This is a genomic window from Microbispora hainanensis (assembly GCF_006874475.1).
Taxonomy (GTDB): Bacteria; Actinomycetota; Actinomycetes; order Streptosporangiales; family Streptosporangiaceae; genus Microbispora; species Microbispora hainanensis.
The window spans coordinates 1-22,142 of record NZ_VIRM01000078.1; the positions used below are offsets into that span (position 1 = coordinate 1).

The window sequence follows — 22,142 nt, forward strand, 5'->3', positions numbered from 1 at the left end:
ATCAATCGGCCGGCCGTCCAGCACGTGGCCGGGGTGTCCGTGCAGGAACCGGCGCCGGACTTCGACGTACCGGGTCGGCGTGAGCCCGGCGAACGGTCCGGACTCGTGGCCGGAGCGAGCCTGGTCGAAGTAGCCTGCGCCACCGGCGAGGTGGCGCGGAGTCCCGCCCCGGACATGGCGGCGTCCCAGCTCGCGGTCGACTCTCGGCAAGACATAGCCGTGAAGATGTCACATATGTTGATGTCGGTCGGTCCGGCTCGACGCCCTGCGGGACTAGTTCGGCCTGTCACCTGGACATACGGCGAAGCCGATGTGAGGGCGGAGCCCGACCCAGCCACTAGCCAGACATAGCCAATCTGGTTAAGCTTCTTTCATGCTGTGAGCCATCGGTCGTCCGGCCGATCGGCGGGGCCGAGGTGAGGAACGAGCCATGCGCGCGATTGAATACGACCGGTTCGGCAGCTATGACGTCCTGGAGTTGCGGGAGAGGCGCCGGCCGGTGCCCACCGAGGGGCAGGTGCTCGTCAGGATGTCGGTGGCCGGGGTCAATCCACTGGACGAGACGGTGCGTTCGGGAAAACTCGCACCCGCCCTGCACAAGCCGCTGCCGATCCGGCCGGGTGGCTTCGGTGTGGGGCGGGTCGAGGAGCCCGGCGCCTCGGGACTGGCCGCAGGTGACCGTGTCGTGCTGAGCGGAGGACGGTACGGGGTGAGCACCGACGGTTCGTGGGCCGACTACATCGCCGTCGACGCGGCCCATCTGGTGCCGATCCCGGACGGCGTCGACGACGAGACCGCCGCCGCGCTGACCACCGGCGCCGGTTACCTGACCGCTTACCTGGCGCTGAAGGAGCTGGCGGGCTTCCGCGGCGGCCGGAGCGTGCTGGCGCCGGGCGTCGGCGGTGCGGTCGGTCAGGGCGGCGTGGAAGTCGCCCGTGTCCTGGGCGCGTCGCAGGGCATCACCACGGCCACCACCGCCGAGAAGGCGGAGCTGGGCCGGTCCGCAGGGTATGAGGTCATCGACCTCACGCACGAGTCGCTGCGTGAAGGGGTGGCGCGGCTGACCGACGGTGAGGGCGTGGACGTCGTGCTGGACGGCGTCGGGGGTTCGGTCACCGGGGAGGCACTCGGCTCGCTGGCCGTGGGCGGCACCCTCGTCAGCATCGGTTACGCGGCCGGAGTCCGTGCCGAGATCAACGTGACCGACCTGATATGGAAGAACGCCCACATCCACGGATTCAGGTTCGCCTTGTTCACCCCCGAGCAGGTCAACGCCGCCAACGCGGCCCTGCTCGACCTGGTCTCGCAGGGTGAGCTCCACCCGAAGGTGGCGCAGGTCCTCCCGCTGGAGAAGGCTTCCGAGGCGCAGCGCCTCCTGGCCGAGGGCGGCCCCTTCGGCCGCATCCTGCTCGCCCTGTGACCCAGCGCGCCGCAACAGGGTGACGCCGCAACAGGGTGACACGGGGCGTATGCCGCAGCGCCGAGGGAGGACCTGACGGGCCCGCCGGCAGTGCGGACGTGTCCGTTAGGATCCGCGGACACACCATGTCGGTGCTACGTGACGCCGGGGGAGGTCGTGCCCCCGGAGAAAGGACAACGCGATGACGTGGCCGGCCACGGAGCGCTATGACTTGGAACCTGCTCCCGGTGGTCTCGCGTTCGTCCAGGACCTGCTCAACACCTCGCCCGCCGGCAGGCCGCGCCATGCCGACTGGCTCGACGACCCCAGCGCCGCGCAGACGTGGTTGAGCGAGGCGCTCGCCCAGTGGAGCGCGGCTTCCGGTCGGCCCGCTCCTGCTGTGGACCTCACCGATCGTGACTGCGAGGCGCTGCGGGATCTGAGATGGGCTCTTAGCAGGCTTCTCTCCGATCAAAGTGACGGCGCCGAGGCCGTGTCCGCGCAGGTGCTGGCCGCCCTTCCCACACTGTCCGTCTCGATGCAGGTCGACGAGCGTGGCACCGTCGTCGCAGAACCTTCGGGCGCCGGATGGCGGAGGATCGCATCGCTCGTGCTGATCGAATGCCTCCAGGCCCAGCAGACCGACCAGCGGCGGCGACTGAAGATATGCCGCAACGAGCGCTGCCCGTGTGCCTTCTACGACCGTTCACGCAACAACAGCGGCGTCTGGCACGACGTACGGGTCTGCGGCAACGCCGCAAACCTGCGCGCCTACCGCGCACGCAAGCGGGAACAGGCCGCCTCAGGCGAGTGACCCTCGCGCCACCCCCTGCCACCGACGGACGACGAATACACCAGCCCGTGGCTGGACGAGTCGTTCACCGACCCGCGTCGCCCCCGGCGGCCAGGCGACGCACACCCAAAGGGAATGCCGCCGCCGGCTCCGGCCGCCTATCCTGAGCGAATGAAGATCGGCGCGTTGTCCGGCGGAGTCCTCATGTCGGTCGTCCTCGCGGGATGCTCGGCCGGGAGCACCCCGCCCTCGGGCGCGCTGAAGGTGAGCAGCCCGGCCTTCACCGACGGCGCCGCGATCCCCGGGAAGTACGCGTGCGCCCGGCAGGGAGGCGAGGACGTCTCGCCCCCGCTGACCTGGAGCGGCGTTCCCGAGGCCGCTCGCGAGCTGGCGATCGTGGTGGACGACCCGGACGCGCCCGGCGGGACGTACGTCCACTGGATGGTGACCGGCATCCCCGTCACCGAGACGAGCGTGCCCGAGGGCCGGGCCCCGGGGAGGGTCCTGCCGGGCAGCGGCGGCACCGCCGGCTATGCCGGGCCCTGCCCGCCGAGCGGGGTGCATCACTATCACTTCGTCGTGTACGCGCTGCCCGGCCCGATCACGCCCAATGGCGACGCCGCAGCGGTCCACCAGCAGATCAAGGAGGCCGCGATCGGCTCGGGCGAGACCGTCGGCACCTGGAGCAGCTGAACGGTGCCCCGGCCTCGCCAGAGTGGCGGGCATTCCGGCACCGGTCGCGAGAAGCGGCGGTGACCTCCGGTCAGAGTTCGAGGACGAGGCGCTCGGACCTGGCCCGCGACACGCAGATGAACATGATGTCCCCGGCCTCGCGCTCCTCCTCGGTGAGCAGGTCGTCGCGGTGGTCCGGGACGCCCGCGAGCACCGCCGTCTCACAGGTGCCGCAGGTGCCCTCACGGCAGGACGACAGCACCGCGACCCCCGCCTCCTCGACCACCTCCAGGATCGAGCGGCCCGGCGGCACGGTCAGCGTCGTGCCGGTCAGCGCCAGCTCCACCTCGAAGGCGCCCTCCCCCGTGCCCTCCGCCGTGCCCTCCCCCTGAGCGGCGTCGTTCCGGGCCGAGGGCACGAAGCGTTCGAACCGCAGCGCTCCCTTGGGCCAGGAGGCGCACCGCTCCTGTGCCGCCGCCAGCAGCGGCTCGGGTCCGCAGCAGTAGACGAGGGTGTCCGTACGCGGATCGCCGAGCAGCGCGTCGAGGTCGAGCAGGCCCGTCTCGTCCTGCGGGCACAGCTCCACCCGGCCCGGATGGTCCCGCGTCAGCCGGTCGGCGAACGCCATCGATGCCCGGGTGCGCCCGCCGTACACCAGCCGCCAGTCGCACCCGCGCCGCGCCGCCTCCTCGATCATCGGCAGGATCGGGGTGATGCCGATGCCGCCGGCGACGAACAGGTAGCGCGGCGACTCGTCGAGGCCGAAGCGGTTGCGGGGACCGCGGACCCGGATCGTGTCGCCCTCCGCCAACCTCTCGTGCACGTACGCGGAGCCGCCCCGCCCGTCCCGCTCCCGGAGCACCGCCACCTGGAAGACCGAGGAGTCGCCGGGGTCGCCGCACAGCGAATACTGCCTGACCAGCCCCGGGGCGAGCAGCAGGTCGAGGTGGGCGCCCGGCGTCCAGGCGGGCAGCGGGGCGCCGTCGGGACGGACGAGGCTCAGGAGGACGACGCCCTCGGCGACGGGCGCCTTGCCCGCCACCTTCACGTCGAGCTCCGCTTCGGTGACGGGCATGGTCGCCGAGGCTTCCTTTCTCGGGATGGCGCGTCTCAGACGAGCGCGGCCGCCGGTGCCGGGGAGTCGTGCGCTTCCGGGGGACGGGGCAGGTGGCCCTCCGGGTGGCCGAGCAGCCAGTCCCACAGGACCACCGGGTCCTCGAACTCGCGCTCCGCCCCGCAGAAGCAGGAGGCGTGCAGCCGGTCCGTCCCCGGCAGCCAGCGGATGCGGTAGACGGTGCGGCCGGCCGGCGCGCCGGAGTCCCGCGCGCTCATCGAGCGGCGGCCTGCGAGGGCACGGAGTCGCCCTGGGCGGCCATCCGGGCGAGGAGGCGGCGGGCGGCCAGGCCACCGGTGTCGATGTTCACCGACAGCTCCTGGTAGCGGTCCGGCTGCGCGGCGATGACCTGCTCCAGCGTGTTGAGCGCGGTCACGTCCTGCAGCACGACGGTGCGGTTGCTGTCCCGCAGGAAGTCGGAGACCTTCTCGTCGTCGAGCGCGAAGTCGCGCGCCACGGCCCAGAAGTCGTAGGTGCTGTTCTCCGTCGACGGGGTGATCGCGTACACGACCTCGACGTGGAACGCGTGCTCGTCCGTGCCGTCGGGGGCGGGCGGGGGCGACCCGACCGGGGCGACGCGGCTGTGCAGCAGATAGAGGCACGGCGGGCGATACTCGATGTCCTGCCAGCGGGTGATCCGGCCCTTGATGCCGGTCGACTCGGCGTAGAACGGCGGGCAGGCCGCGTCGTCCATGTGGCGGCTGACGTAGACGATCCCCGCGTCCTCGTCGACCTCGGTCGTGATCGGGGTCTCGGCCACCTCGGGGGTGCCGATGTATCCGCCGTGCAGGTACGTCTCGTGGGACAGGTCGAGGAGGTTGTCCACGAGCAGGCCGTACCGCGCGTTCAGCGGCTCCATGCCGCACACGGTGGTGTAGTCGGGCGAGGTCAGCCAGGGCGCGCGCGGGGGCAGCGTGTCGCCCGGCTCGCGGTCGCCGATCCACACCCAGACGAACGAGTCCTGCTCCACCACGGGGTAGCTGCGCAGCCGCGCGGTGCGGGGGATGCGCTGCTGGGCGGGCACGGCGACGCAGACGCCGTCCGGCCCGTAGGTGAAGCCGTGGTAGCCGCAGACGACGCGGTCGCCGACCAGGTGGCTGGGCGATTCCGACAGGGGGAATCGGCGGTGCACGCAGCGGTCGGCCATGGCCACCGCGCGCCCGTCCTCGGTGCGGTAGAGCAGGATCGGCTCGTTCAGGATGGTGCGGCCGAGCTGCTGCCGGCCCACCTCGTGGCCGTAGGCGGCCACATACCACTGGTTGCGCGCGAATTCGGTGACGATCACGAGTCACTCCTCGGAGTCGGCGGGGAGAGGCCGCCGGCGCAGGTCAGGTTTGCGAATCTTGCCGGAACCGGTCTTGGGCAACGCGTCGACGATATCGACGTAGATCGGGATCTTATACTTGGCGAGCCGGGGGCGGAGAAAGTCGCGAAGTTCGCCGGGAGTGACATTCGCGCCGGGGCGCGGCACGACGAAGGCGCGGCCCACCTCGCCCCACTTGTCGTCGGGCACCCCGACCACGGCGGCCTCCACCACGGCCGGATGTTCGAAGAGCACGCCCTCCACCTCCGCCGGGTAGACGTTCTCCCCGCCGGAGATGTACATGTCCTTCACCCGGTCGACGACGTAGAGGTGGCCCTCGTCGTCCAGGGTGGCGACGTCGCCCGAGTGGAACCAGCCGCCCTCGGTCAGCGCGGCGGCGGTCGCCTCCGGATCCCGCCAGTAGCCGGGCGTAACGTTCGGCCCCTGTACGAGCACCTCGCCCGGCTCCCCGGGCGCGACCGGGGTGAGGTCGGGACGGACCACGCGCACGTTGGCGAAGAACACCGGCACTCCGGCGGAGCCCACCTTGCGCACGCTCTCGCCCGCCTCCAGGAAGGTCGCTCCCGGCGAGGTCTCGGTCATCCCGTAGCCCTGGCAGAAGACCAGGCCGCGTTCCTGGTAGGCGCGGATCAGCGCGACCGGGATGGACGCGCCCCCGGACATCAGGGTGCGCAGCGAGGACAGGTCGGCGCCGGCCCACCGCGGCGACCGCACCAGCGCGGCGAACATCGCCGTGACCCCGAACATCCAGGTGACCCGGTGCCGCTCGATGAGCTCGTAAGCCCGGTCGACGTCCCATGACGGCATGATGACCGACATGCCGCCTTTGAGGAAGGTCGGCAGCAGCGTCTGGTTCAGCGCCGCCACATGGAACAGCGGCGCGCTGATCAGCGTGACCTCGGTGCTCGTCACGTCCACGCCGATCATGATGTGGTAGGTGTTCCACACCAGGTTGGCGTGGCTGAGCATGGCGCCCTTGGGCCGTCCGGTGGTGCCGGAGGTGTAGAGGATGAGCGCGATGTCGTCGAGCGCCACCGGGGTGTCGATCGGCGTGGGGTCGCCCTGCGACAGCCACGTCTCGTAGTGCAGCTCCCCCTCCGCCGGTGATTCGAGCGCCACCACCGTGCGCAGGCTCGGCAAGCCGGGAAGATCGCGGACCACCGCCGCCCACTGTGCCGCGCACTCGGGCCCGTAAACGAGGACCGACGCGCCCGAGTGCTCCAGCATGTACGCGATCTCGGGCGCGGCAAGCCGGAAGTTCAGCGGGACGAAGATCCCGCCGAGCACATGGGTGGCGAACATCGTCTCGGCGAAGGCGACGTGGTTCGGACCGAGGTAGGCCACCCGGTCCCCTGCCCGCACCCCGGCGTCGTACAGCCGCGACGCGAGCCTCGTCGTCCGCACATGGACGTCCGCGTAGCTGAACGACCGGTCCGCGTACACGAACGCGGTGCGGTCCGGGCTCATCTGAGCCCGGCGGGCCGGCCAGCTTCCCAGTCCGGCATTGCGCATGTGTGGCACCCCTTGGTCAGGCGGAGGACGGTTTCGCCGTGTCGGCGAGGGAGTCGGACGCGGGCCCGGCGGCGACCGCGGCCAGGTCGTGGCGGCTGGTCTCGCGCAGCGCCAGGACGCAGACCACGGTCAGCAGGCAGCAGGCGGCGATGATCACCGAGATCGTCGTCGTGCCGCCACCGGTCGAGGCGTCGAGCTGGGCGAACAGCAGCGGTGCGAGACCCGCCCCGAGCCCGGCGATCTGGTAGCCGAGCGAGGCCCCCGTATAACGGCTCCCGGTGGCGAACAGCTCGGTGTACAACGCCGCGAGCGGGCCGTACATCAACGGGTGGACGAGCGACTGGCCGAGCACGAGCGCGACGGCGAGCACGGCCGTGCTGCCGGAGTCCACCATCGGGAAGAGCGCGAAGCCGTACGCCGCCATGAGGACCGCCCCGGCGAGCACCACCGGCCGGCGCCCGACCCGGTCGGACAGCGCCGACCAGCCGACGATGCCCAGGACGGCCAGCGCGGACGAGAGCGTGAGCGCGTTCAGCACCGCCTGCCGGGCGAAGCCGGCGCGCACGCCGTACGCGATGAGATAGGTGGTGAGGGTGCCCTGGGCCACGAAGGCGGACAGCCCGACGCCGATCCCGAGCAGGAGGGCCTTCGGGTGGTCGCGGAACACGTCGAGCAGCGGCAGCCGGGACGCCCGCTCCTTGACGGCCTCGAACACCGGGGTCTCCTGGACCCGCAGCCGGACGAACAGGCCGACCGCCAGCAGCGCGATGCTGATCAGGAACGGCACCCGCCAGCCCCAGCTCAGGAACGCCTCCTCGCCCATGACGGCGGCCGTGCCGCTGAGCACCGCCGTGGACAGCACCATGCCGAAGGGGGCTCCGGCGTTGGTGAAGCTCGCCCACAGACCGCGCCTGCCGGTCGCGTGCTCGGCGGACATCAGCACGGCGCCGCCCCACTCGCCGCCGACGGCGACGCCCTGGAGGACCCGGAGCACGACGAGTGCGATCGGCGCGAGGCTGCCGATCTGCGCGTAGGTGGGCAGCAGGCCGATGAGGAAGCTGGCGACGCCCATCAGGGTCATGGTCAGCACGAGCATCCGCTTGCGTCCCAGCCGATCGCCATAGTGACCGAAGATCACACCGCCGAGCGGCCTGGCCAGGTAGCCGGTCGCGAACGTGCCGAAACTGGCGACCGTCGCGGTGAGGGAGTCGAGGGAGGAGAAGAAGACCTTGTTGAAGACCACGGCCGACGCCGTGGCGTAGAGCAGGAAGTCGTAGTACTCGATGACGCTGCCCAGGAAGCTGGAAGCCACCGCGCGGCGAAGCTGTACCGGGCTGGGGGATGAAACTGCAAGGTTCGGCATGACCGAGCTCCTCGTCCGGGAGCGAGCTGGACTCTCGCCTTCTCGTCCGGAGGTTAGGCAGATTTCTAACGAACGTCAACAGTTTGCCCAATATGTAACGGCGGCCCGTTACGAGCGCGCGCGCCTGCCCGCAGCCGCCCCTTCTCCGGCCTACCCCGTCCGGCGGCCGCACCCACGGACCGGGCGACCGCCGGATCGCACACCTTCAGACATTGGGCAGTGATCTGACGGTCGTCACCGATGTGCATGACGTTCGGGTTCGGTCTACCCTGTGCTCGTGACCCTCGGCGGCGAAGACGACCAGGCGGCGCCATCCCTGCGCCCGCAGTCCCTGATGTTCAGCTTCCTCGGCATCTACGTGCTGCATCGCGACATCGCCGTCTATTCCGGGAGCATCATCGACATCTTCGCCCGCCTCGGCGTCTCCGAGGAGGCCGTACGGTCGACGCTCGCGCGGATGGTGAAGCGCACCCTCCTGACCCGGCACCGGCAAGGACGGAAGGTGTATTTCGGGCTGACCCCGCATGCCGTGGAGGTCCTGGAGGACGGGCGCAGGCGGGTGTGGGAGACCGGCGCGGTGAACCGCGACTGGGACGGCACGTGGACGGTCGTCGGCTTCTCGATCCCGGACAGCCGCCGCAGCACCCGGCACGACCTGCGGTCGCGGCTCATCTGGAACGGCTTCGGCCTGCTGCAGAGCGGGCTGTGGATCACACCGGGCGTGAAGGACGTCACCGACGTGCTCGCGTCCCTCGATCTGGGCGACCACGTCACCGTGCTGACCGCCAAGGCGTTCAAGCCGACCGAAGCGGCCGACCTCGTCGGGAAGGCGTTCGACATCGAGCAGATCGCCGCGCGCTACCGGGCGTTCCTCGCCCAGTGGGACGTCCCCCGGCCGTTCCCCGGCGCGCCCGACGACCTCGCGCGGCAGCTGCTGCTGCACACCGACTGGCTGCAGCTCGTCCGCCAGGATCCGCACCTGCCCGCCGAGCACCTGCCCCGGGACTGGCCGGCGATCCAGGCCGAGCGGACCTTCCAGACGCTCGCCCAGCGGTACGAGCCGCCGGCCGCCGGGCTGGCCGCCACGCTCCTGGACACGCTGCCCGTCTGACATCCGGGCCGTCTGACGTATCTGCCCTACGGCCGTCTGACGCCCGGCCGCGCCGCCCCCTGATGGCTCGTCGCGGCGCGGCCGGGGCCGGTCAGGCGATCGTGCAGGCCGCGCCGTTGAGGGCGAAGGCGGCCGGTGCGGTGTTGGTGCCGCTGTAGGTGCCCTGGAAGCCGAAGTTCGTGCTGCCTCCGGCCGGGATGGCGGGGTTGTAGGAGACGTTGCGCGCGGTGACCTGGGCGCCGGACTGGGTCACGGTGGCGTTCCACGCGTTGGTGATCCGCTGGTTGCCCGGCCAGGTCCAGGTGACGGTCCAGCCGTTGACGGGGGCGGTGCCGGTGTTCGTGATCGTGACGTCCGCCGTGAAGCCCTCGTTCCAGGAGTTGGGCCGGTACGTGATCCGGCAGGACGCGCCCTGCTGCGGATTCGACGGGCTCGGGGACGGACTGGCGCTCGGGCTGGCAGACGGACTGGCGCTCGGGCTCGCGGACGGGCTGACGCTCGGACTCGGGCTGGGGCTCGGGCTCGGGCTGGGGCTGGGGCTCGGGCTCGGGCTCGGGCTACCGGTGAGACCGAAGAACTGGATGGCGACGGCCGCCATGCCGCCCATGGGGAGGCTGTGGCCCGCGCCCTGGATGGTGTACGCCTCGACCTGCACGGTCCCCGAGGAGTCGGCGTAGCGGCGGCGGTTCCACCCGGACTGCGGTGTGTCCGTGGTGGTCGGCGTCTGGCTCAGGCCGTGGACGTTCGTCCACTGCTTGATCTCCTCGTCCAGCTCGGCGTAGGCCACGACGTTGTCGCTGGTGCCGTGCCACAGCTGCATGCGCGGCCACGGGCCCCGATAGCCCGGGTTCGCGTTGCGGACCACGTCGCCCCACTGCTGCGCGGTCTTGCCCACGCACGGAGCGGAGTTGCCCCCCGGGCTGTAGGCCGCCTCGTTGGGGAAGCACGTGAACGGAACGCCCATGAAGGCCGCGCCCGCCTTGAACACCTCGGGATACAGGGCGAGCATGGCGTTGGTCATCATCGCGCCCGATGAGGCGCCGGTCGCGAACACCCGGTTCGGGTCGCCGTGATACTGCTGCTCGACGTAGGTGATCATCGACATGAGCGACACCGGGTCGGTCTGGCCGCCGCGCACCTTGGACGCCTCGGACCAGTTGTCGAAGCAGTTCATCTTCTTCGAGGCCGACGGGTAGATGACGATGAAGCCGTACCGGTCGGCCAGCGAGGCGAACTCGGTGGACGAGTAGAAGCCAGGCCCCGAACCCCCGCACGTGTGCATGGCCAGCACGATCGGCGGGTTCTGCTGGACGTTGTTCGGGACGTACAGGTGCATGCGCAGGTTGCCGGGGTTGGCGCCGAAGCCGGTCACCTCGGTCAGCGTGGCCGCGGCGGCGGGGTGCGCGGACACCACCACCGACACCAGGGCCGCGGCGGCGCACAGCACCGCGGCGACGGCGCCGGCGAACACCGCGATTAATCGCTTCATCCGCTCCTCCTTTTCGATCAGCGGCGGTTCCCTCTTTTCCATGCGCATTTCCGCGCACGTTCCGGAATCGCCGTTCACTCGGAAGTCGTGACGTCAGCCGGTATAGAAGCGATGTCGGCCCGCGGTCAAGAGACGGCCACGAGGGCCTCGGGATCGAATAGGCGTTTCCACTGCATATCAAGGTACTTGCTATCAAGTCACTTGATACTACAGCGCGAAACTTACATTCTGAAGATCGCGCGGTATGGTCGTCCGGTGACCGCCCGCCGCACCCGCCCCACCGCCCGGCCCGCCGCACCCGCGGCCCGCCTGAGCTACCTGGTGTTCCGCCTGGAGCGCCGCATCCGCGCCCGCCTGGACGACGCGCTCGCCAGGCACGGCGTCACCACGACCGAATACATGGCGCTCAGCGAGCTGCGCACGCGCGAGGGGGTGTCGTCGGCGGAGCTGGCCCGCATCGCCTTCGTCACACCGCAGGCGATGAACCTCGTCATCCGCGACCTGGAACGCCGCGGCCTGATCCGCCGCGATCCCCACCCGAACGGCGGCCGCACGCTGTGCGCCCGCCTCACTCCCGAGGGGGCGGCCGTGCTGCGGCGCTGCGACAGCTCGCTCGACGACATCGAAGCGGTCATGCTGGACAAGGTCGACGACACCACGCGGGAAATCCTCAGAGACGGCCTCACCGTGTGCGCCCGGGCCCTGCGCCCCGACGCGTACTGACGACGTCGTCAGAGCCGCCTGGTCATGAACACGCTGTGCGGGTCGGGCCGATAGCCGGCGAAGGGCTCGCAGTAGCCGAACCCGAACTTCTCGTACAGCCGTCGTGCGGGCAGGAAGAAGCCGGCCGAGCCGGTCTCCAGGCTCAGCCGGGTGAAGCCCATCCGCCGGGCCTCGGCGATGATGTGCTCCAGCAGCAGGGACGCGATCCCGCTGCGCTTGCGCGCCGCCGACGTGCGCATCGACTTCAGCTCGGCGTGCGCCGGGTCGAGCCGCTTGATGGCGCCGCAGCCCACGATGGTGTCGCCGTCCATCACCGACCAGAACGTGACGTCGGGCGTGCGCAGGCCGTCGAGATCGAGGGCGTGCTTGCTCTCCAGCGGCGTGATGGACCGCATCTCCCGCACGTGTTCCCGCAGGAACTCGGCGATCTGCGGGCCGGACAGGTCGTCCTCGACGATTCTCATGGCGCTCGTTCATCCATCGGTGGTCGGTGACATCGGTCTTCGGGGAACCACGGCCGGACGCCACTCTAGCGAGGGCACCAGCACGGCCGGCGTGCGGCGCCGGTGCTGTGCGTGCGGGCTATCGGCCGTCCGTGGCCAGGCGCACCGCCAGCGCGGCGAAGACGGTGCCGGAGATCCGGTGGAGCCACCTCTGTACGGCGGGGCGCGCGCGGACGAGGTCGCCCAGACGGCCGGCCAGCAATCCGGCGGAGGCGTCCACCGACAGGCCCACGACGATGAACAACGCGCCGAGGAAGAAGAACTGCGCGGTCACGCTGCCCCGGGCCGGGTCGACGAACTGCGGGAAGAACGCCAGGTAGAAGGCGATCACCTTGGGGTTGGCCAGGTTCGTCAGCACGGCCTTGCCGTACACGCGTCCCAGCGGCGCCCGGGGCTCCTCCCCGGGGACGTCCTGGTCACGGCGGGCGGCGAGGAACGACGTGACGGCCAGGTAGACCAGGTATGCGGCTCCGGCGACGCGGATGACGTCGAAGACCGTGGGAAAGGCGCTCAGCAGCGCCCCCAGACCCAGCGCCGCCAGCGTCGTGTGCACGGCCAGTCCCGTGGACATGCCGAGCGCCGCGAGCACGCCCGCCCTGGGCCCCGACGCCAGGCCGGTGGCGGCGATGAACAGCATGTCGGGGCCGGGCACGATGGAGATGACAAGGGCTGCCAGGCAGAACGTGACGACGATGTGGGGATCAACGATCATAGGACCACCATAGTTTTCGGCTGCATGGGCTCCCGGACCAGCCGTCACCGGCGGCAGGCCGTTCACGAGCGTGATCAGGATCAACGGGCTGGAACACTCGCCGCCGCCCGTCAGGCGAATCCGAAGCCCGGAGGCAGCGGCTCCCGCCGGAACAGGTGGGCGGGCACGGCGTCGGCGAGGGCCTGATATCCCGCCGGGTTCAGGTGCAGGTGGTCGCCCACGTCGTACGCCGCGAGCAGGCGGCGGGTGTCGGCCGGGTCGCGGGCGGCGCGGTCGAAGTCGATCACCGCGTCGAACCGGCCGCCGGTGCGGATCCACTCGTTGACCGCCTGCCGGGTCCTCTCCCGCCGGCCCTGCTCGTCGTCGTAGGCGTCGTTGCCGCCGAACGGCGTCAGCGTCGCGCCATAGACGCGGATGCCCCGAGCGTGCGCCCGCGTGACGATCTGGTCGTAGGCGAAGACGAGGTCGTCGGCCACCTGCTTCTGCGCGGCCGGGCTCGCCTCGGCGGTGCCGATGTCGTTGACCCCCTCGAACAGGACCAGCCACGCCACGCCGCTCTGGGCGAGCACGTCGCGGTCCAGCCGGGCCAGCGCGTTGGGGCCCAGGCCGTCGTTGAGCACCCGGTTGCCGCCGGCCGCCTGGTTGAGCACCGCGACGCCGTCCATGCCGTGCCGGGTCTGCAGGCGGTCGAGCAGCCGGTCGGGCCAGCGGTCGTTGCCGTTGGTGGTCGAGCCCCGGCCGTCGGAAAGGGAGTCGCCCACCACCGCCACCGCGGCGACCGAGGGCTCGGCCCACACCTCCACGCCGCCGAGGAAGTACCAGTGGTCCACCGCGGTCGCGCCGGGCAGGCCGGCGGCGTCGGCGTGGTCGCCGGCCAGCAGGTGGGAGGTGGTCCGCGAACCCGGATGCGAGGTGATGTGCGCCGAGCGCTGGCCCTCGGCCAGATAGACCGTCACGGCGAGGTTCGACCGGGGCGGCACCTCGGCCTCCATCGGGTCGGAGACCGCCTGCGCCCCGGCGGGGATCGTCACCGACGCGCGCCCGTGGAAGGTCACCGGCCGCACCGTCCCCGCCTCGACCGCGCTCACCCCGGCCCGTCCCCCGGCCGGCACCGCCACGGTGACCTTCGTGAGGGGCAGCGCCGAGCCGCCGAAGGCGTTCGACACCCGCAACCGGATCCGCCGCCCGCCCACCGAGGCCCGCACGGTCTGCCGCAGCGTGGCGTCCGCAAGCACGCGGTCGTCGCACGTGAACGGTGGAGGGGGCATGTTGCCGGGCTCGGTCAGCTGCGGCATCGCCGTCCAGGTGGGCACCCAGTGTCCGTCCGAAACAGCCCGGTGTCCGTGCGAAACAGGCGCCGTCATGGGATGCGCCGCCCGTGCGCGTCGGGGACGCCCGACTTGCGGAAGAAGTAGGCGTTGATCTGGTCGCGCCACTCCTCCGCGCACCGGACCTGCTCGTCGAGAAGGTCCTTCACCCGGGCGTGCAGGGCCGGGTCGAACAGCCCCGCGGCCTCCTCCCATCGCCGTCCGGCCTCTGCCGCCTGCTCGGCGCCCGCGAAATGGGTGTCGTAGATGTGCTGGATGACGGTCGACCCGCTGTGCAGCATGTGCCCGTACGGGACGTGGTGGAAGAACAGCAGCAGCTCGTCGGGACAGTCGGCGAGCGACTCGTAGACCTCCGACCACGGCGGCGGATACTGGCCGGTGAAGCCCGTGCCGGTGGCGCGGGTGCGGTCGACGCCGACGCCGTCGCGGTCGGCGAAGTGGTAGGTGCCCCACGGCGTGTACTCGTATCCGTCCACGTCGGGTCCGTAGTGATGACCGGGGCGGACCATGAACCCGACGCCCAGCGGGGCGGTGTACCGCTCGTAGGTGCGCCAGGAGTCGTCCATGATCTCGTGCAGCGTGCGCCTCAGCCGCTCGGTGTCCCCCGTCGCCGCCGGCACGAAGGTGAGGTCGATCCACTCGTCGAGGATCGCCGCCGGGTCCAGGCGCGGCTCCCAGGCCAGGCGTCCGAAGGCGTACAGGTTGGCCTGGGCGAGCGGGTGGCCGGTCCAGTAGGGGTCGTCGCCGACGTTGGAGACCCCCACCAGGTCGCCGCCGCCGACGAGGCCGGCCACGTCGGCCCCGCCGGGACCCCAGGGGCGGAAGCCGAGCACCTCGCGCCACATCGGGGCGAGATAGCAGACGTGCCGCTGCTGGCCGGTGTACTCCTGTGTCACCTGGAGTTCCACGGCCACGCGGGTGGCGGGCATGGCCGCGATGACCGGAGACACCGGTTCGCGCGTCTGGAAGTCGATCGGGCCATGCTTCACCTGCAAAATCACGTTGTCGCGGAACCGCCCGTCGAGCGGCGCGAAGTGGTCGTAGGCGGCGCGGGCCCGGTCGGTGGAGCGGTCGCGCCAGTCCTGCCGGTGGTTGTAGACGAAGGCCCGCCAGTGCACGACTCCGCCGTACGGCGCCAGCGCCTCGGCCAGCAGGTTCGCGCCGTCGGCGTGGTCGCGTCCGTACGCGAACGGGCCGGGCTGCCCCTCCGAGTCGGCCTTCACCACATATCCGCCGAAGTCGGGGATCGTCTCGTAGACCCGATCGGTGACGTCCGCCCACCACTTGCGCACGTCCTCGTCCAGCGGGTCGGAGGACGGCAGCCCCCCGACGACGACGGGCGAGGCGAAGCTCACCGACAGGTGCACCCTGATCCCGTATGGCCGGAGCACGTCCGCGAGCGCGGCGACGTCGCCGAGCCGGTCGGTCAGCAGGTGGGCCTCGGTGGCGTGGACGTTCACGTTGTTCACGGAGATCGCGTTGATGCCGCACGCGGCCAGCAGCCGGGCGTAGGTCCGCACCCGGGCCAGGTCGCCGCGCGGAGCGCCGTCGCGCCAGAAGACGGACCCGCCCGCGTAGCCGCGTTCGACCTGGCCCATCACCGGGTGCACGTCGACGTTGTCCCAGTGGTCGAGCATGCGCCGCCGGATCGCCGGCCGGTGGTGCTCGGCCGGCCGCTCCCCCGCGAACGCCCGCTCACCGAGCCGCACGACGTGGAACAGGCCGTAGAGCAGCCCGGCGGGCTCGTCGGCGAGCACCACGGTGACGCCGTCCCTGCGAGCGAGCACATACCCCTCGTCGCCGATCGCGGAATCGGGGCGGACCTCGCCCGCACCGCCCGGCAGGGCCTCGGCGGTCGTGAGCGCGAGCAGGAGGTCGTACGGCCCGTCGCCGGCCCGGCGGACGCTTCCGCCATACCGGGCGCAGGCCTGCGCCACCTCGTCGTGCACGGTCCCGGCGAGGAGCCCGTCGCCGAGCACGAGCGTGCGGCGCGAGCCGATCGCCCGGAACGCCTCCGGCGGCAGCCACGCGGGATGGACGGAATCAGGAGTCGTCACGACGCCCCTCCGGGGAATCGCCCTGCGCGGTCGCGCCTTGAACGGTGAACTTCTCCGTGACCTCGGCGATCAGCGGCCGGCCGTTCAGCAGCAGCGCCGCCGCGAACACCGAGCCGAGCAGCGTCAGCGCGGCCTCGGTGGCGACCAGCGTGACGCCGCCCGCGACGACGACGAGGCAGGCGTTGCCGAGCGCGACGCGGGGCGCGGAGAACAGGAAGTAGACGGCCAGGCGGGCGACGTCCCTGGCGCGGAACGCGAACAGCGATGTGATCACGAGCGCGTTCGCGCCCCACAGGGCCGTCGCGAGCGCGACGACGACGAGCAGGACCGCCCACCAGCCCGGCACGCCCGCCGCGCCGAAGTTGGCGAACGTCGTCGCGAGGACGGTCAGCCCCGCCAGCCACGGAACGTAGAGCTTCAGCACGCCGCCGGCGTTCATCCGGTAGCCGCGCCAGAACGCGGACGCCGGGTGGAGATCGGTCAGGTCCGGCCTCCGCCGGTGCAGCGCGTACAGCGCGTACAGCGCGGCCGACAGCGCCGGGCCGGCCGGGAGCGCGCAGACGGCGGCCAGCGGGACGTTGGCGGCGTCGCGGTCGAGCAGGACGAGCCCTGCCAGGCCGGGCAGGGTGGTGGCCACGACCAGGAGCTCGACCACGAGCAGCGTGTAGACCAGCGCGGAGACGCGCGAGAGCGGTCCCTGGCCGAACCGCCGGATCGTCGTCTCGGTCATCGGAGGTCTCCCGGGTCGTCCAGGCCGAGCAGGCGGCGGTCGTCCTGCCCCGCCGCCCATGGCGGGGTCTCGTCGGCCACGGGCGTGATCTCCAGCAGGGTGACCTCGTGGCGGTCGAGGGTGACGTCCAGGTGGACGCGCCCGTCCTCGATCGGCACGCCGCGATGGGAGCGGACCGGCTCGGCCGCCTCCCTCAGCGCGTCGAGCTGCCGGGGCCGCGGCGAGGCCGGGCGGCCCATCTCGCACCACGCCCTCCAGGCGTTGCCCTTCTCCTCGCTCACCGACGACCGCAGCAGGAAGGCCCGGCCGGACCTGGAGCCGGACATGGAGCCGGACCTGGAGCCGATCGGGACCGACAGCCGCACCCTGTGGCCGTCCACGGGCGGGCCCCCGGTGACGTCCACCGGCGCCCAGGCCAGCACGGCGACCCGGCCGCTGTCGTCGCGGGTGACCAGGTGGTCCGGCCCGCGCGCCAGCATCTCCTCGCCCATGCGGGCCATGAAGGCGTACAGGTGATAGGTCGGCTTCTTGATCTGGCGGTGGGTCAGCAGGCCGAAGCCGCCGTGGAACAGCGACGTCGGCACGCCCACCTCCTCGAAGACGTCGCTGAAGGTCCAGTAGGAGAAGGAGTTCACCAGGTCTCCCCCGGCGGCCAGCACCGGCGCGAGGTACGCGGCGTTGAAGGCCGTGTCGTGGATCGGGTTGTCGGGCCGGTAGGAGGAGTTGAACTCGGTGATGTGCACGGGCAGGTCCGCCAGCGGGCCGCCCTGGAGCTGCCGCCGGGGCGTGGCGAACTGCTCCAGCAGCCGCGACGGCGGGGCCAGCGTCTGGTGCACGCCGAACGGCACGTGCCGGGCCGGGCCGGAGGTGTAGGCGTGCCTGCTGACGAAGTCGATCGGCAGCGACCGTTCGACGACGAAGTCGGCGAAGCGCACCAGCCAGTCGTCGGAGCCGGGCGAGATGGCCGGCCCGCCCACCTGGAGCGAGGCGTCCACGTCCTTGACGGTGTTGACGGTCACCTCGTAGAGCCGCTGGTAGGCCGCCTCGTCGGCGTCGAGCCAGAACTCCTTGAGGTTGGGCTCGTTCCACACCTCGATCGGCCAGGTGCGCACCTGGTCGAGCCCGTAGCGGTCGATCAGGTGCGTCACCGTGGCCCGCACCAGCGCGGCCCACTCGTGCCGGTCGCGGGGCGGGGTGATGTTGCCCCGCCACCAGAACACGGTCTGCTCACCGGACGCGAGCCCGGAGGGCATGAAGCCCAGTTCGAGGAACGGCGCGATGCCGAGGTCGAGGTAGGCGTCGATCACCTGGTCGACGTAGGTGAACACGTGCCGCACGTGCCGCCGGCCGCCGTACTCGTACGGCCGGTGGACGCCCATCCCGTCGCTCAGCAACCCGTGCCCCCGGATGTGCCGGAAGCCGATCTCCCGCTGCACCAGCGCCAGCGACTCCTGGTAGTCCCGGCGCAGCGCCAGGTCGAAGCGGCCGGTGCCGACGCAGAACCGCCAGGCGTCCGGCAGCCGGCTCGGGACCTCGTGGACATCGAGGGCATCGGGGGCAGGGTCGCGCATCATCGTCCTTCGCTCGCCGTTCCGGGAACCACGTGCCGGCCGTGGGTCGGGCACGGCCGGCACGGGCCGGTCAGCCGTGCTCCTTCTTGTAGCGCTCGTAGGCGCTGTTGACGAGGTTGACGTAGGACGTCATGTTCTTCGCCTCGAGTTCCTTGACGTAGGCGTCCCACTCGTCGAAGCTCCGCTTGCCGAGGATGAACTCGAGCGTGTTCTGGTTGGCGTGGTCCTTCAGCGGGGTCTGCCACAGCGCGGCCTGCTCGCGCTCCTCGTCGTTGAGCGGGCTCGGCGGGTGCGGCGGCAGCGCCTGCCTGGCGTTCATCGTCTTCTGCCATTCGATCTCCTCCTCGGAGAAGGTCGACTGGAGCAGTTCGGTGCTGCCGCCGTAGGCGAACACCCCGTTGGAGAAGCCGAAGTCCTTCTGCAGGTGCTTGGGCGCGCCAGGGTTGAGGCCGACGAAGTCGACGTCCTTCGCCAGCTGGTACTTGCCGGACGCGTCCTTGGTGTAGGTGGTCCCCTCGATGCCCCACTTGGCGAACAGCTGGCCCTCGTCGGAGTACCAGAGCCAGTCGATGAACTGCATCATCGCGACGAAGTTCTTGCTGTCCCGCGCCTTCTTGGAGATCATGATGCCGTTCTCCAACCGGCTGTCGTTGGCGTCGGCCTTGACCGGCCCCTGTGGTCCGATGGGCACCGGGATCTTGATGAGCTTCGCCTTCGGGTTGGCCTTCTTCAGGGGCGGGCGATACTCGTTCACCAGCGTCTGGGCGTTGCCGCTGATCACGAACGACTTGCCGGACGCCAGCTTCTGGATCGCCTGGTCGTCCTGCTGCGTGAAGCTCTCCGGGTCGAGCAGCTTCTCCTCCACCAGCGTGTGGAGGAACTGCAGCATCTGCTTGTACTGGTCCATGGCGCCGGTGAAGGCGAACTTCTGCGCATTGGTGTCCCACGTGATGCCGGTCGTGAAGCCCCAGCCGCCGCGTACGCCGCTGCCCAGGCCGAAGACCTGGTTCAGCATGGCGCCGCCCGGCGTGGGGATGCCCCATCGGTCCGAGTAGGGATAGGAGTCGGGATACTCCGCCTTCATCGCCTTCAGCATGTTGTGCACGTCGTCCCAGGTCTGCGGGATCTCCAGCCCGAGCTTGTCGAGGATGTCGCTGCGCACCACGAGCGTGTAGTCCGTCCAGTAGTCCTCGTGGAGACCGGGGAGCAGATAGAAGCGGCCGTCCGCCTGCCGGAGCGTGTCAAGGTCGGCCTGCAGGTTCCACTTGGCGATCTTCTCCTTGAAGTTCGGCATCAGGTCGAGATAGTCGCTGACCGGCAGGACGCTGCCCGAGGCGACGAAGGGGGTCTCCTGGCCGGGGTAGGTCTTCGGGATGATCAAGGGAGCGTCGCCCGCGCCGATCATCAGGCTGCGCTTGTTCTCGTAGTCGCTCAGCGGCACCACGTTCGGCTCCAGCGTCACGTTGGTGCGCTTGGTCAGCTCCGACCAGAACAGCCAGTCGTTCTTGATCGGATAGAACGGGTGGTTGTTGTAGAGGATGCTGAACGTGAGCGGAGCAGCGGCCTTGAACGTCTTGCCGACGCCGTAGTCGGCCATCGCGCCGTCCCGGTTCGCCGCGAAGCCGTCACCGCTCTGCTTGGCGCCGCCTGAGTCGCCGCCGGAGTCGCCGTCGGTGCTGCAGGCGGCGAGAGCGAGGAAGGCTCCCACGGCGACCATCGCCTGACGCCGGTTGATCTCGTGCATGAAAGGGGGGTCCTCTCCCTGGTGAAATGAGCTGGGGAAACGGGCTGAGTTGATGCGGAATGAGAGGTCCGGCGTGTTATCCCTTCACCGCGCCGAGCATGACGCCCTTGACGAAGTACCGCTGGACGAACGGGTAGACCACCAGGATCGGGATGACCGTGAGCACCATCGTCACGGACTTGATGTTGGTGGCCACGGTCATGTCGGTGGCGTCGGCGCCGACGGACGTGCCCGTGGTGGCGCCGGCGATGAGGTTGCGCAGGTAGACGGTCACCGGGAACAGGTCGTTCTGGCTCATGTAGAGGAAGGCCGCGAACCACGAGTTCCAGAACGACACCGCGTAGAACAGCACCATCGTCGCGAGGACCGCCTTCGACAGCGGCAGCACGATCCGGAACAGGATGCCGTAGGTGCTCATGCCGTCGATCGCGGCGGCCTCCTCCAGCTCGACCGGCAGGCCTTCGAAGAAGGCCTTCATCACCAGGAGGTTGAAGACGCTGATCGCGTTCGGCAGCACGATGGCCCAGATGCTGTCCTTCAGCCCGAGGCTGGAGATGAGGATGTAGTTGGGGATGAGCCCGCCGGTGAAGAACATCGTGAAGACCGCGATCCCGATGAGGACCGTGCGGCCCTTCAGGTGCTTCTTCGACAGCACGTACGCGTAGCACGTGGTCATCACCATCGCGATGGCCGTGGCGACGACCGTGTAGACCACCGTGTTGCGGTAGTTGGTCCAGAACGTCGGGTCGGAGGCCACGTACTCGTACGTACGGAAGGTGAACCCGACGGGAACGAGGTTGACCTTGCCGGCGCGGATGGCGAACTCGTCGCTGAGCGACCGGGCGACGATGTTGACGAACGGATACAGGGTCACGAGCACGACGACGGTCAGGACGATCGTGTTGACGACCCGGAACACCCGGTGGCCGCGGGTCCTGTCGACGGTCACCACAGGCTCGTCCCCACCGTGCGCCGGGAGATCAGGTTCGCCGACATGACCAGGGCCAGCCCGATCACGGCCTCGAACAGGCCGATCGCCGCGGCGTAGCTGAAGCTGTTGGAGACGATGCCCATCCGGTAGAGGTACGTGGAGATCACGTCTGCGGTGGGATACGTCAGCGGGTTGTAGAGCAGCAGGATCTTCTCGAAACCGACGGCCATGAACGTGCCGACGTTGAGGATCAGCAGAGTGACCGCGGTCGGCCGGATGCCGGGGAGGGTCACGTGCCAGACCTGCCGCCAGCGGCTCGCGCCGTCGATCCTGGCGGCCTCGTACAGCTGCTCGTCGATGGTCGTGAGCGCGGCGAGGTAGATGATCGTCCCCCAGCCGACCGTCTGCCACATCTCCGAGGAGACGTAGATCGTCCGGAACCACCCCGCCTCCTGGAGGAAAGCGATGGGCTCGTTGCCGGCCGCACGCAGGAGCTGGTTGACCGGGCCGTCCACCGACAGCATCTCCATGACCAGCCCGGCCACGATCACCATCGACAGGAAGTGCGGCAGGTAGGACACCGACTGGACGAAGCGCTTCACCTTCCGGCCGCGCAGCTCGTTGATCAGCAGGGCGAGCACGATCGGCGTGGGGAAGCAGAACAGCAGGGTCAGCGCGCCGATGACCACGGTGTTGGTGAACACCTGCCAGAACGACGGGTCGTTCAGGAACATCTTCACGTAACGCAGGCCGACCCATTCCTCGCCGAGCACGCTGCCGCCGGGCTGGAACTTCCTGAAGGCGATGACGTTCCCGATCATCGGCAGATAACGGAAGATCACGAAGAACAGCAGCGGAAGGATCGCCAGCGAGTAGAGCTGCCAATCACGGCGTAGCGCCTGGCGCCAGGTGCGGCGCGGGGGGCGCTGCGCACGGGCGGGATCGGGCCTCGCCCGCCGGGGATCCCCGGTGTCCGGCGACGCGTCGATCGCCCTGGTGGTACTCATCCCGTGCCTCCGATGCCATCGGAACGGATCCACGGCGGCGCGTGCGGCCGCCGATAGGG

General features: G+C 70.4%; 21 protein-coding genes. 5 read left to right on the top strand and 16 right to left on the bottom strand.

Features of this window, described 5'->3' with window-relative positions; all coding sequences use genetic code 11:
• The coding region (locus tag FLX08_RS41720) for a hypothetical protein (RefSeq protein ID WP_208761917.1) at positions 1-210 on the bottom strand (210 nt) is incomplete at its 3' end.
• Positions 211-430: 220 nt separating this feature from the next.
• On the opposite strand from FLX08_RS41720, the gene FLX08_RS37415 reads away from it, so the two are divergent.
• From FLX08_RS37415 to FLX08_RS37425, 3 genes are all read left to right on the top strand, one after another.
• Positions 431-1,420, top strand: a complete 990-nt coding sequence (locus tag FLX08_RS37415) for a quinone oxidoreductase family protein (RefSeq protein WP_142624997.1) — start codon at positions 431-433, stop codon at positions 1,418-1,420.
• Positions 1,421-1,601: 181 nt separating this feature from the next.
• On the top strand, positions 1,602-2,213 hold the full coding sequence (locus FLX08_RS37420) for a CGNR zinc finger domain-containing protein (RefSeq protein ID WP_142624998.1): 612 nt from the start codon (positions 1,602-1,604) through the stop codon (positions 2,211-2,213).
• Positions 2,214-2,363: 150 nt separating this feature from the next.
• Complete coding sequence (locus tag FLX08_RS37425) at positions 2,364-2,885, top strand: YbhB/YbcL family Raf kinase inhibitor-like protein (RefSeq protein WP_167530729.1); 522 nt, start codon at positions 2,364-2,366, stop codon at positions 2,883-2,885.
• A 70-nt stretch (positions 2,886-2,955) separates the two neighbouring features.
• Here FLX08_RS37425 and FLX08_RS37430 read toward each other — a convergent pair whose 3' ends face one another.
• Genes FLX08_RS37430 through FLX08_RS37450 form a run of 5 tightly spaced genes read right to left on the bottom strand, consistent with a single transcriptional unit; the run spans position 2,956 to position 8,126 of the window.
• The gene (locus FLX08_RS37430) at positions 2,956-3,939 is read right to left on the bottom strand and encodes a PDR/VanB family oxidoreductase (protein ID WP_142625000.1); all 984 of its coding nucleotides are present in this window, start codon (positions 3,937-3,939) and stop codon (positions 2,956-2,958) included.
• A 35-nt stretch (positions 3,940-3,974) separates the two neighbouring features.
• Positions 3,975-4,196, bottom strand: a complete 222-nt coding sequence (locus FLX08_RS37435; RefSeq protein WP_142625001.1) for a hypothetical protein — start codon at positions 4,194-4,196, stop codon at positions 3,975-3,977.
• Positions 4,193-5,263 carry an aromatic ring-hydroxylating oxygenase subunit alpha gene (locus tag FLX08_RS37440; protein ID WP_208761918.1) on the bottom strand — a complete coding sequence of 357 codons (1,071 nt, stop codon included), beginning with the start codon at positions 5,261-5,263 and terminating at the stop codon, positions 4,193-4,195. The genes FLX08_RS37435 and FLX08_RS37440 overlap by 4 nt, the downstream gene beginning before the upstream one ends.
• Positions 5,264-5,266: 3 nt before the next feature.
• Complete coding sequence (locus FLX08_RS37445) at positions 5,267-6,814, bottom strand: acyl-CoA synthetase (RefSeq protein ID WP_142625002.1); 1,548 nt, start codon at positions 6,812-6,814, stop codon at positions 5,267-5,269.
• A 16-nt stretch (positions 6,815-6,830) separates the two neighbouring features.
• On the bottom strand, positions 6,831-8,126 hold the full coding sequence (locus FLX08_RS37450) for an MFS transporter (RefSeq protein WP_244313172.1): 1,296 nt from the start codon (positions 8,124-8,126) through the stop codon (positions 6,831-6,833).
• A 328-nt stretch (positions 8,127-8,454) separates the two neighbouring features.
• Between FLX08_RS37450 and FLX08_RS37455 the strand changes: the two genes are divergently transcribed.
• Positions 8,455-9,288, top strand: a complete 834-nt coding sequence (locus tag FLX08_RS37455) for a PaaX family transcriptional regulator (protein WP_244313173.1) — start codon at positions 8,455-8,457, stop codon at positions 9,286-9,288.
• 91 nt (positions 9,289-9,379) lie between these two features.
• On the opposite strand, the gene FLX08_RS37460 is transcribed toward FLX08_RS37455, so the two are convergent.
• On the bottom strand, positions 9,380-10,777 hold the full coding sequence (locus tag FLX08_RS37460) for an extracellular catalytic domain type 1 short-chain-length polyhydroxyalkanoate depolymerase (RefSeq protein ID WP_142625004.1): 1,398 nt from the start codon (positions 10,775-10,777) through the stop codon (positions 9,380-9,382).
• Positions 10,778-11,032: 255 nt separating this feature from the next.
• On the opposite strand from FLX08_RS37460, the gene FLX08_RS37465 reads away from it, so the two are divergent.
• Positions 11,033-11,500: a MarR family winged helix-turn-helix transcriptional regulator gene (locus tag FLX08_RS37465; protein ID WP_142625005.1), complete on the top strand. Its 468-nt coding sequence runs from the start codon at positions 11,033-11,035 to the stop codon at positions 11,498-11,500.
• Between the two features lie 8 nt (positions 11,501-11,508).
• Here the strand turns inward: FLX08_RS37465 and FLX08_RS37470 are convergent, their stop codons facing one another.
• The 9 genes from FLX08_RS37470 to FLX08_RS37510 form a co-directional block, all read right to left on the bottom strand.
• Positions 11,509-11,964 carry a GNAT family N-acetyltransferase gene (locus tag FLX08_RS37470; RefSeq protein ID WP_142625006.1) on the bottom strand — a complete coding sequence of 152 codons (456 nt, stop codon included), beginning with the start codon at positions 11,962-11,964 and terminating at the stop codon, positions 11,509-11,511.
• A 118-nt stretch (positions 11,965-12,082) separates the two neighbouring features.
• Positions 12,083-12,715 (bottom strand): LysE family translocator, encoded by a 633-nt coding sequence (locus FLX08_RS37475; RefSeq protein WP_142625007.1) that lies wholly within the window; start codon positions 12,713-12,715, stop codon positions 12,083-12,085.
• A 110-nt stretch (positions 12,716-12,825) separates the two neighbouring features.
• A complete protein-coding gene (locus tag FLX08_RS37480; protein ID WP_244313174.1) occupies positions 12,826-14,028 on the bottom strand; it encodes an SGNH/GDSL hydrolase family protein in 1,203 nt (400 codons plus the stop codon).
• A 47-nt stretch (positions 14,029-14,075) separates the two neighbouring features.
• Positions 14,076-16,100, bottom strand: coding sequence for an alpha-glucuronidase (locus FLX08_RS37485; RefSeq protein WP_244313175.1), 2,025 nt, complete (start codon positions 16,098-16,100; stop codon positions 14,076-14,078).
• Positions 16,087-16,830, bottom strand: a complete 744-nt coding sequence (locus tag FLX08_RS37490) for a hypothetical protein (RefSeq protein WP_142625010.1) — start codon at positions 16,828-16,830, stop codon at positions 16,087-16,089. Before FLX08_RS37490 ends, FLX08_RS37485 begins: the two co-directional genes overlap by 14 nt.
• Positions 16,827-18,401, bottom strand: a complete 1,575-nt coding sequence (locus FLX08_RS37495) for a GH39 family glycosyl hydrolase (RefSeq protein ID WP_142625011.1) — start codon at positions 18,399-18,401, stop codon at positions 16,827-16,829. The genes FLX08_RS37490 and FLX08_RS37495 overlap by 4 nt, the downstream gene beginning before the upstream one ends.
• A 70-nt stretch (positions 18,402-18,471) precedes the next feature.
• On the bottom strand, positions 18,472-20,145 hold the full coding sequence (locus FLX08_RS37500; RefSeq protein WP_142625012.1) for an ABC transporter substrate-binding protein: 1,674 nt from the start codon (positions 20,143-20,145) through the stop codon (positions 18,472-18,474).
• A gap of 76 nt (positions 20,146-20,221) precedes the next feature.
• Complete coding sequence (locus tag FLX08_RS37505) at positions 20,222-21,094, bottom strand: carbohydrate ABC transporter permease (protein ID WP_208761919.1); 873 nt, start codon at positions 21,092-21,094, stop codon at positions 20,222-20,224.
• Positions 21,091-22,083 (bottom strand): ABC transporter permease, encoded by a 993-nt coding sequence (locus FLX08_RS37510; RefSeq protein WP_142625014.1) that lies wholly within the window; start codon positions 22,081-22,083, stop codon positions 21,091-21,093. Before FLX08_RS37510 ends, FLX08_RS37505 begins: the two co-directional genes overlap by 4 nt.
• Positions 22,084-22,142: the final 59 nt, after the last annotated feature.

Excerpts from the sequence above, each read along its gene's own strand:
- FLX08_RS37495 (WP_142625011.1), bottom strand. The coding sequence starts at position 18,401 with ATGCGCGACCCTGCCCCCGATGCCCTCGATGTCCACGAGGTCCCGAGC.
- FLX08_RS37425 (WP_167530729.1), top strand. The coding sequence starts at position 2,364 with ATGAAGATCGGCGCGTTGTCCGGCGGAGTCCTCATGTCGGTCGTCCTC.
- FLX08_RS37445 (WP_142625002.1), bottom strand. The coding sequence starts at position 6,814 with ATGCGCAATGCCGGACTGGGAAGCTGGCCGGCCCGCCGGGCTCAGATG.
- FLX08_RS37475 (WP_142625007.1), bottom strand. The coding sequence starts at position 12,715 with ATGATCGTTGATCCCCACATCGTCGTCACGTTCTGCCTGGCAGCCCTT.
- FLX08_RS37415 (WP_142624997.1), top strand. The coding sequence starts at position 431 with ATGCGCGCGATTGAATACGACCGGTTCGGCAGCTATGACGTCCTGGAG.
- FLX08_RS37420 (WP_142624998.1), top strand. The coding sequence starts at position 1,602 with ATGACGTGGCCGGCCACGGAGCGCTATGACTTGGAACCTGCTCCCGGT.
- FLX08_RS37510 (WP_142625014.1), bottom strand. The coding sequence starts at position 22,083 with ATGAGTACCACCAGGGCGATCGACGCGTCGCCGGACACCGGGGATCCC.
- FLX08_RS37460 (WP_142625004.1), bottom strand. The coding sequence starts at position 10,777 with ATGAAGCGATTAATCGCGGTGTTCGCCGGCGCCGTCGCCGCGGTGCTG.
- FLX08_RS37435 (WP_142625001.1), bottom strand. The coding sequence starts at position 4,196 with ATGAGCGCGCGGGACTCCGGCGCGCCGGCCGGCCGCACCGTCTACCGC.
- FLX08_RS37470 (WP_142625006.1), bottom strand. The coding sequence starts at position 11,964 with ATGAGAATCGTCGAGGACGACCTGTCCGGCCCGCAGATCGCCGAGTTC.
- FLX08_RS37430 (WP_142625000.1), bottom strand. The coding sequence starts at position 3,939 with ATGCCCGTCACCGAAGCGGAGCTCGACGTGAAGGTGGCGGGCAAGGCG.
- FLX08_RS37500 (WP_142625012.1), bottom strand. The coding sequence starts at position 20,145 with ATGCACGAGATCAACCGGCGTCAGGCGATGGTCGCCGTGGGAGCCTTC.
- FLX08_RS37490 (WP_142625010.1), bottom strand. The coding sequence starts at position 16,830 with ATGACCGAGACGACGATCCGGCGGTTCGGCCAGGGACCGCTCTCGCGC.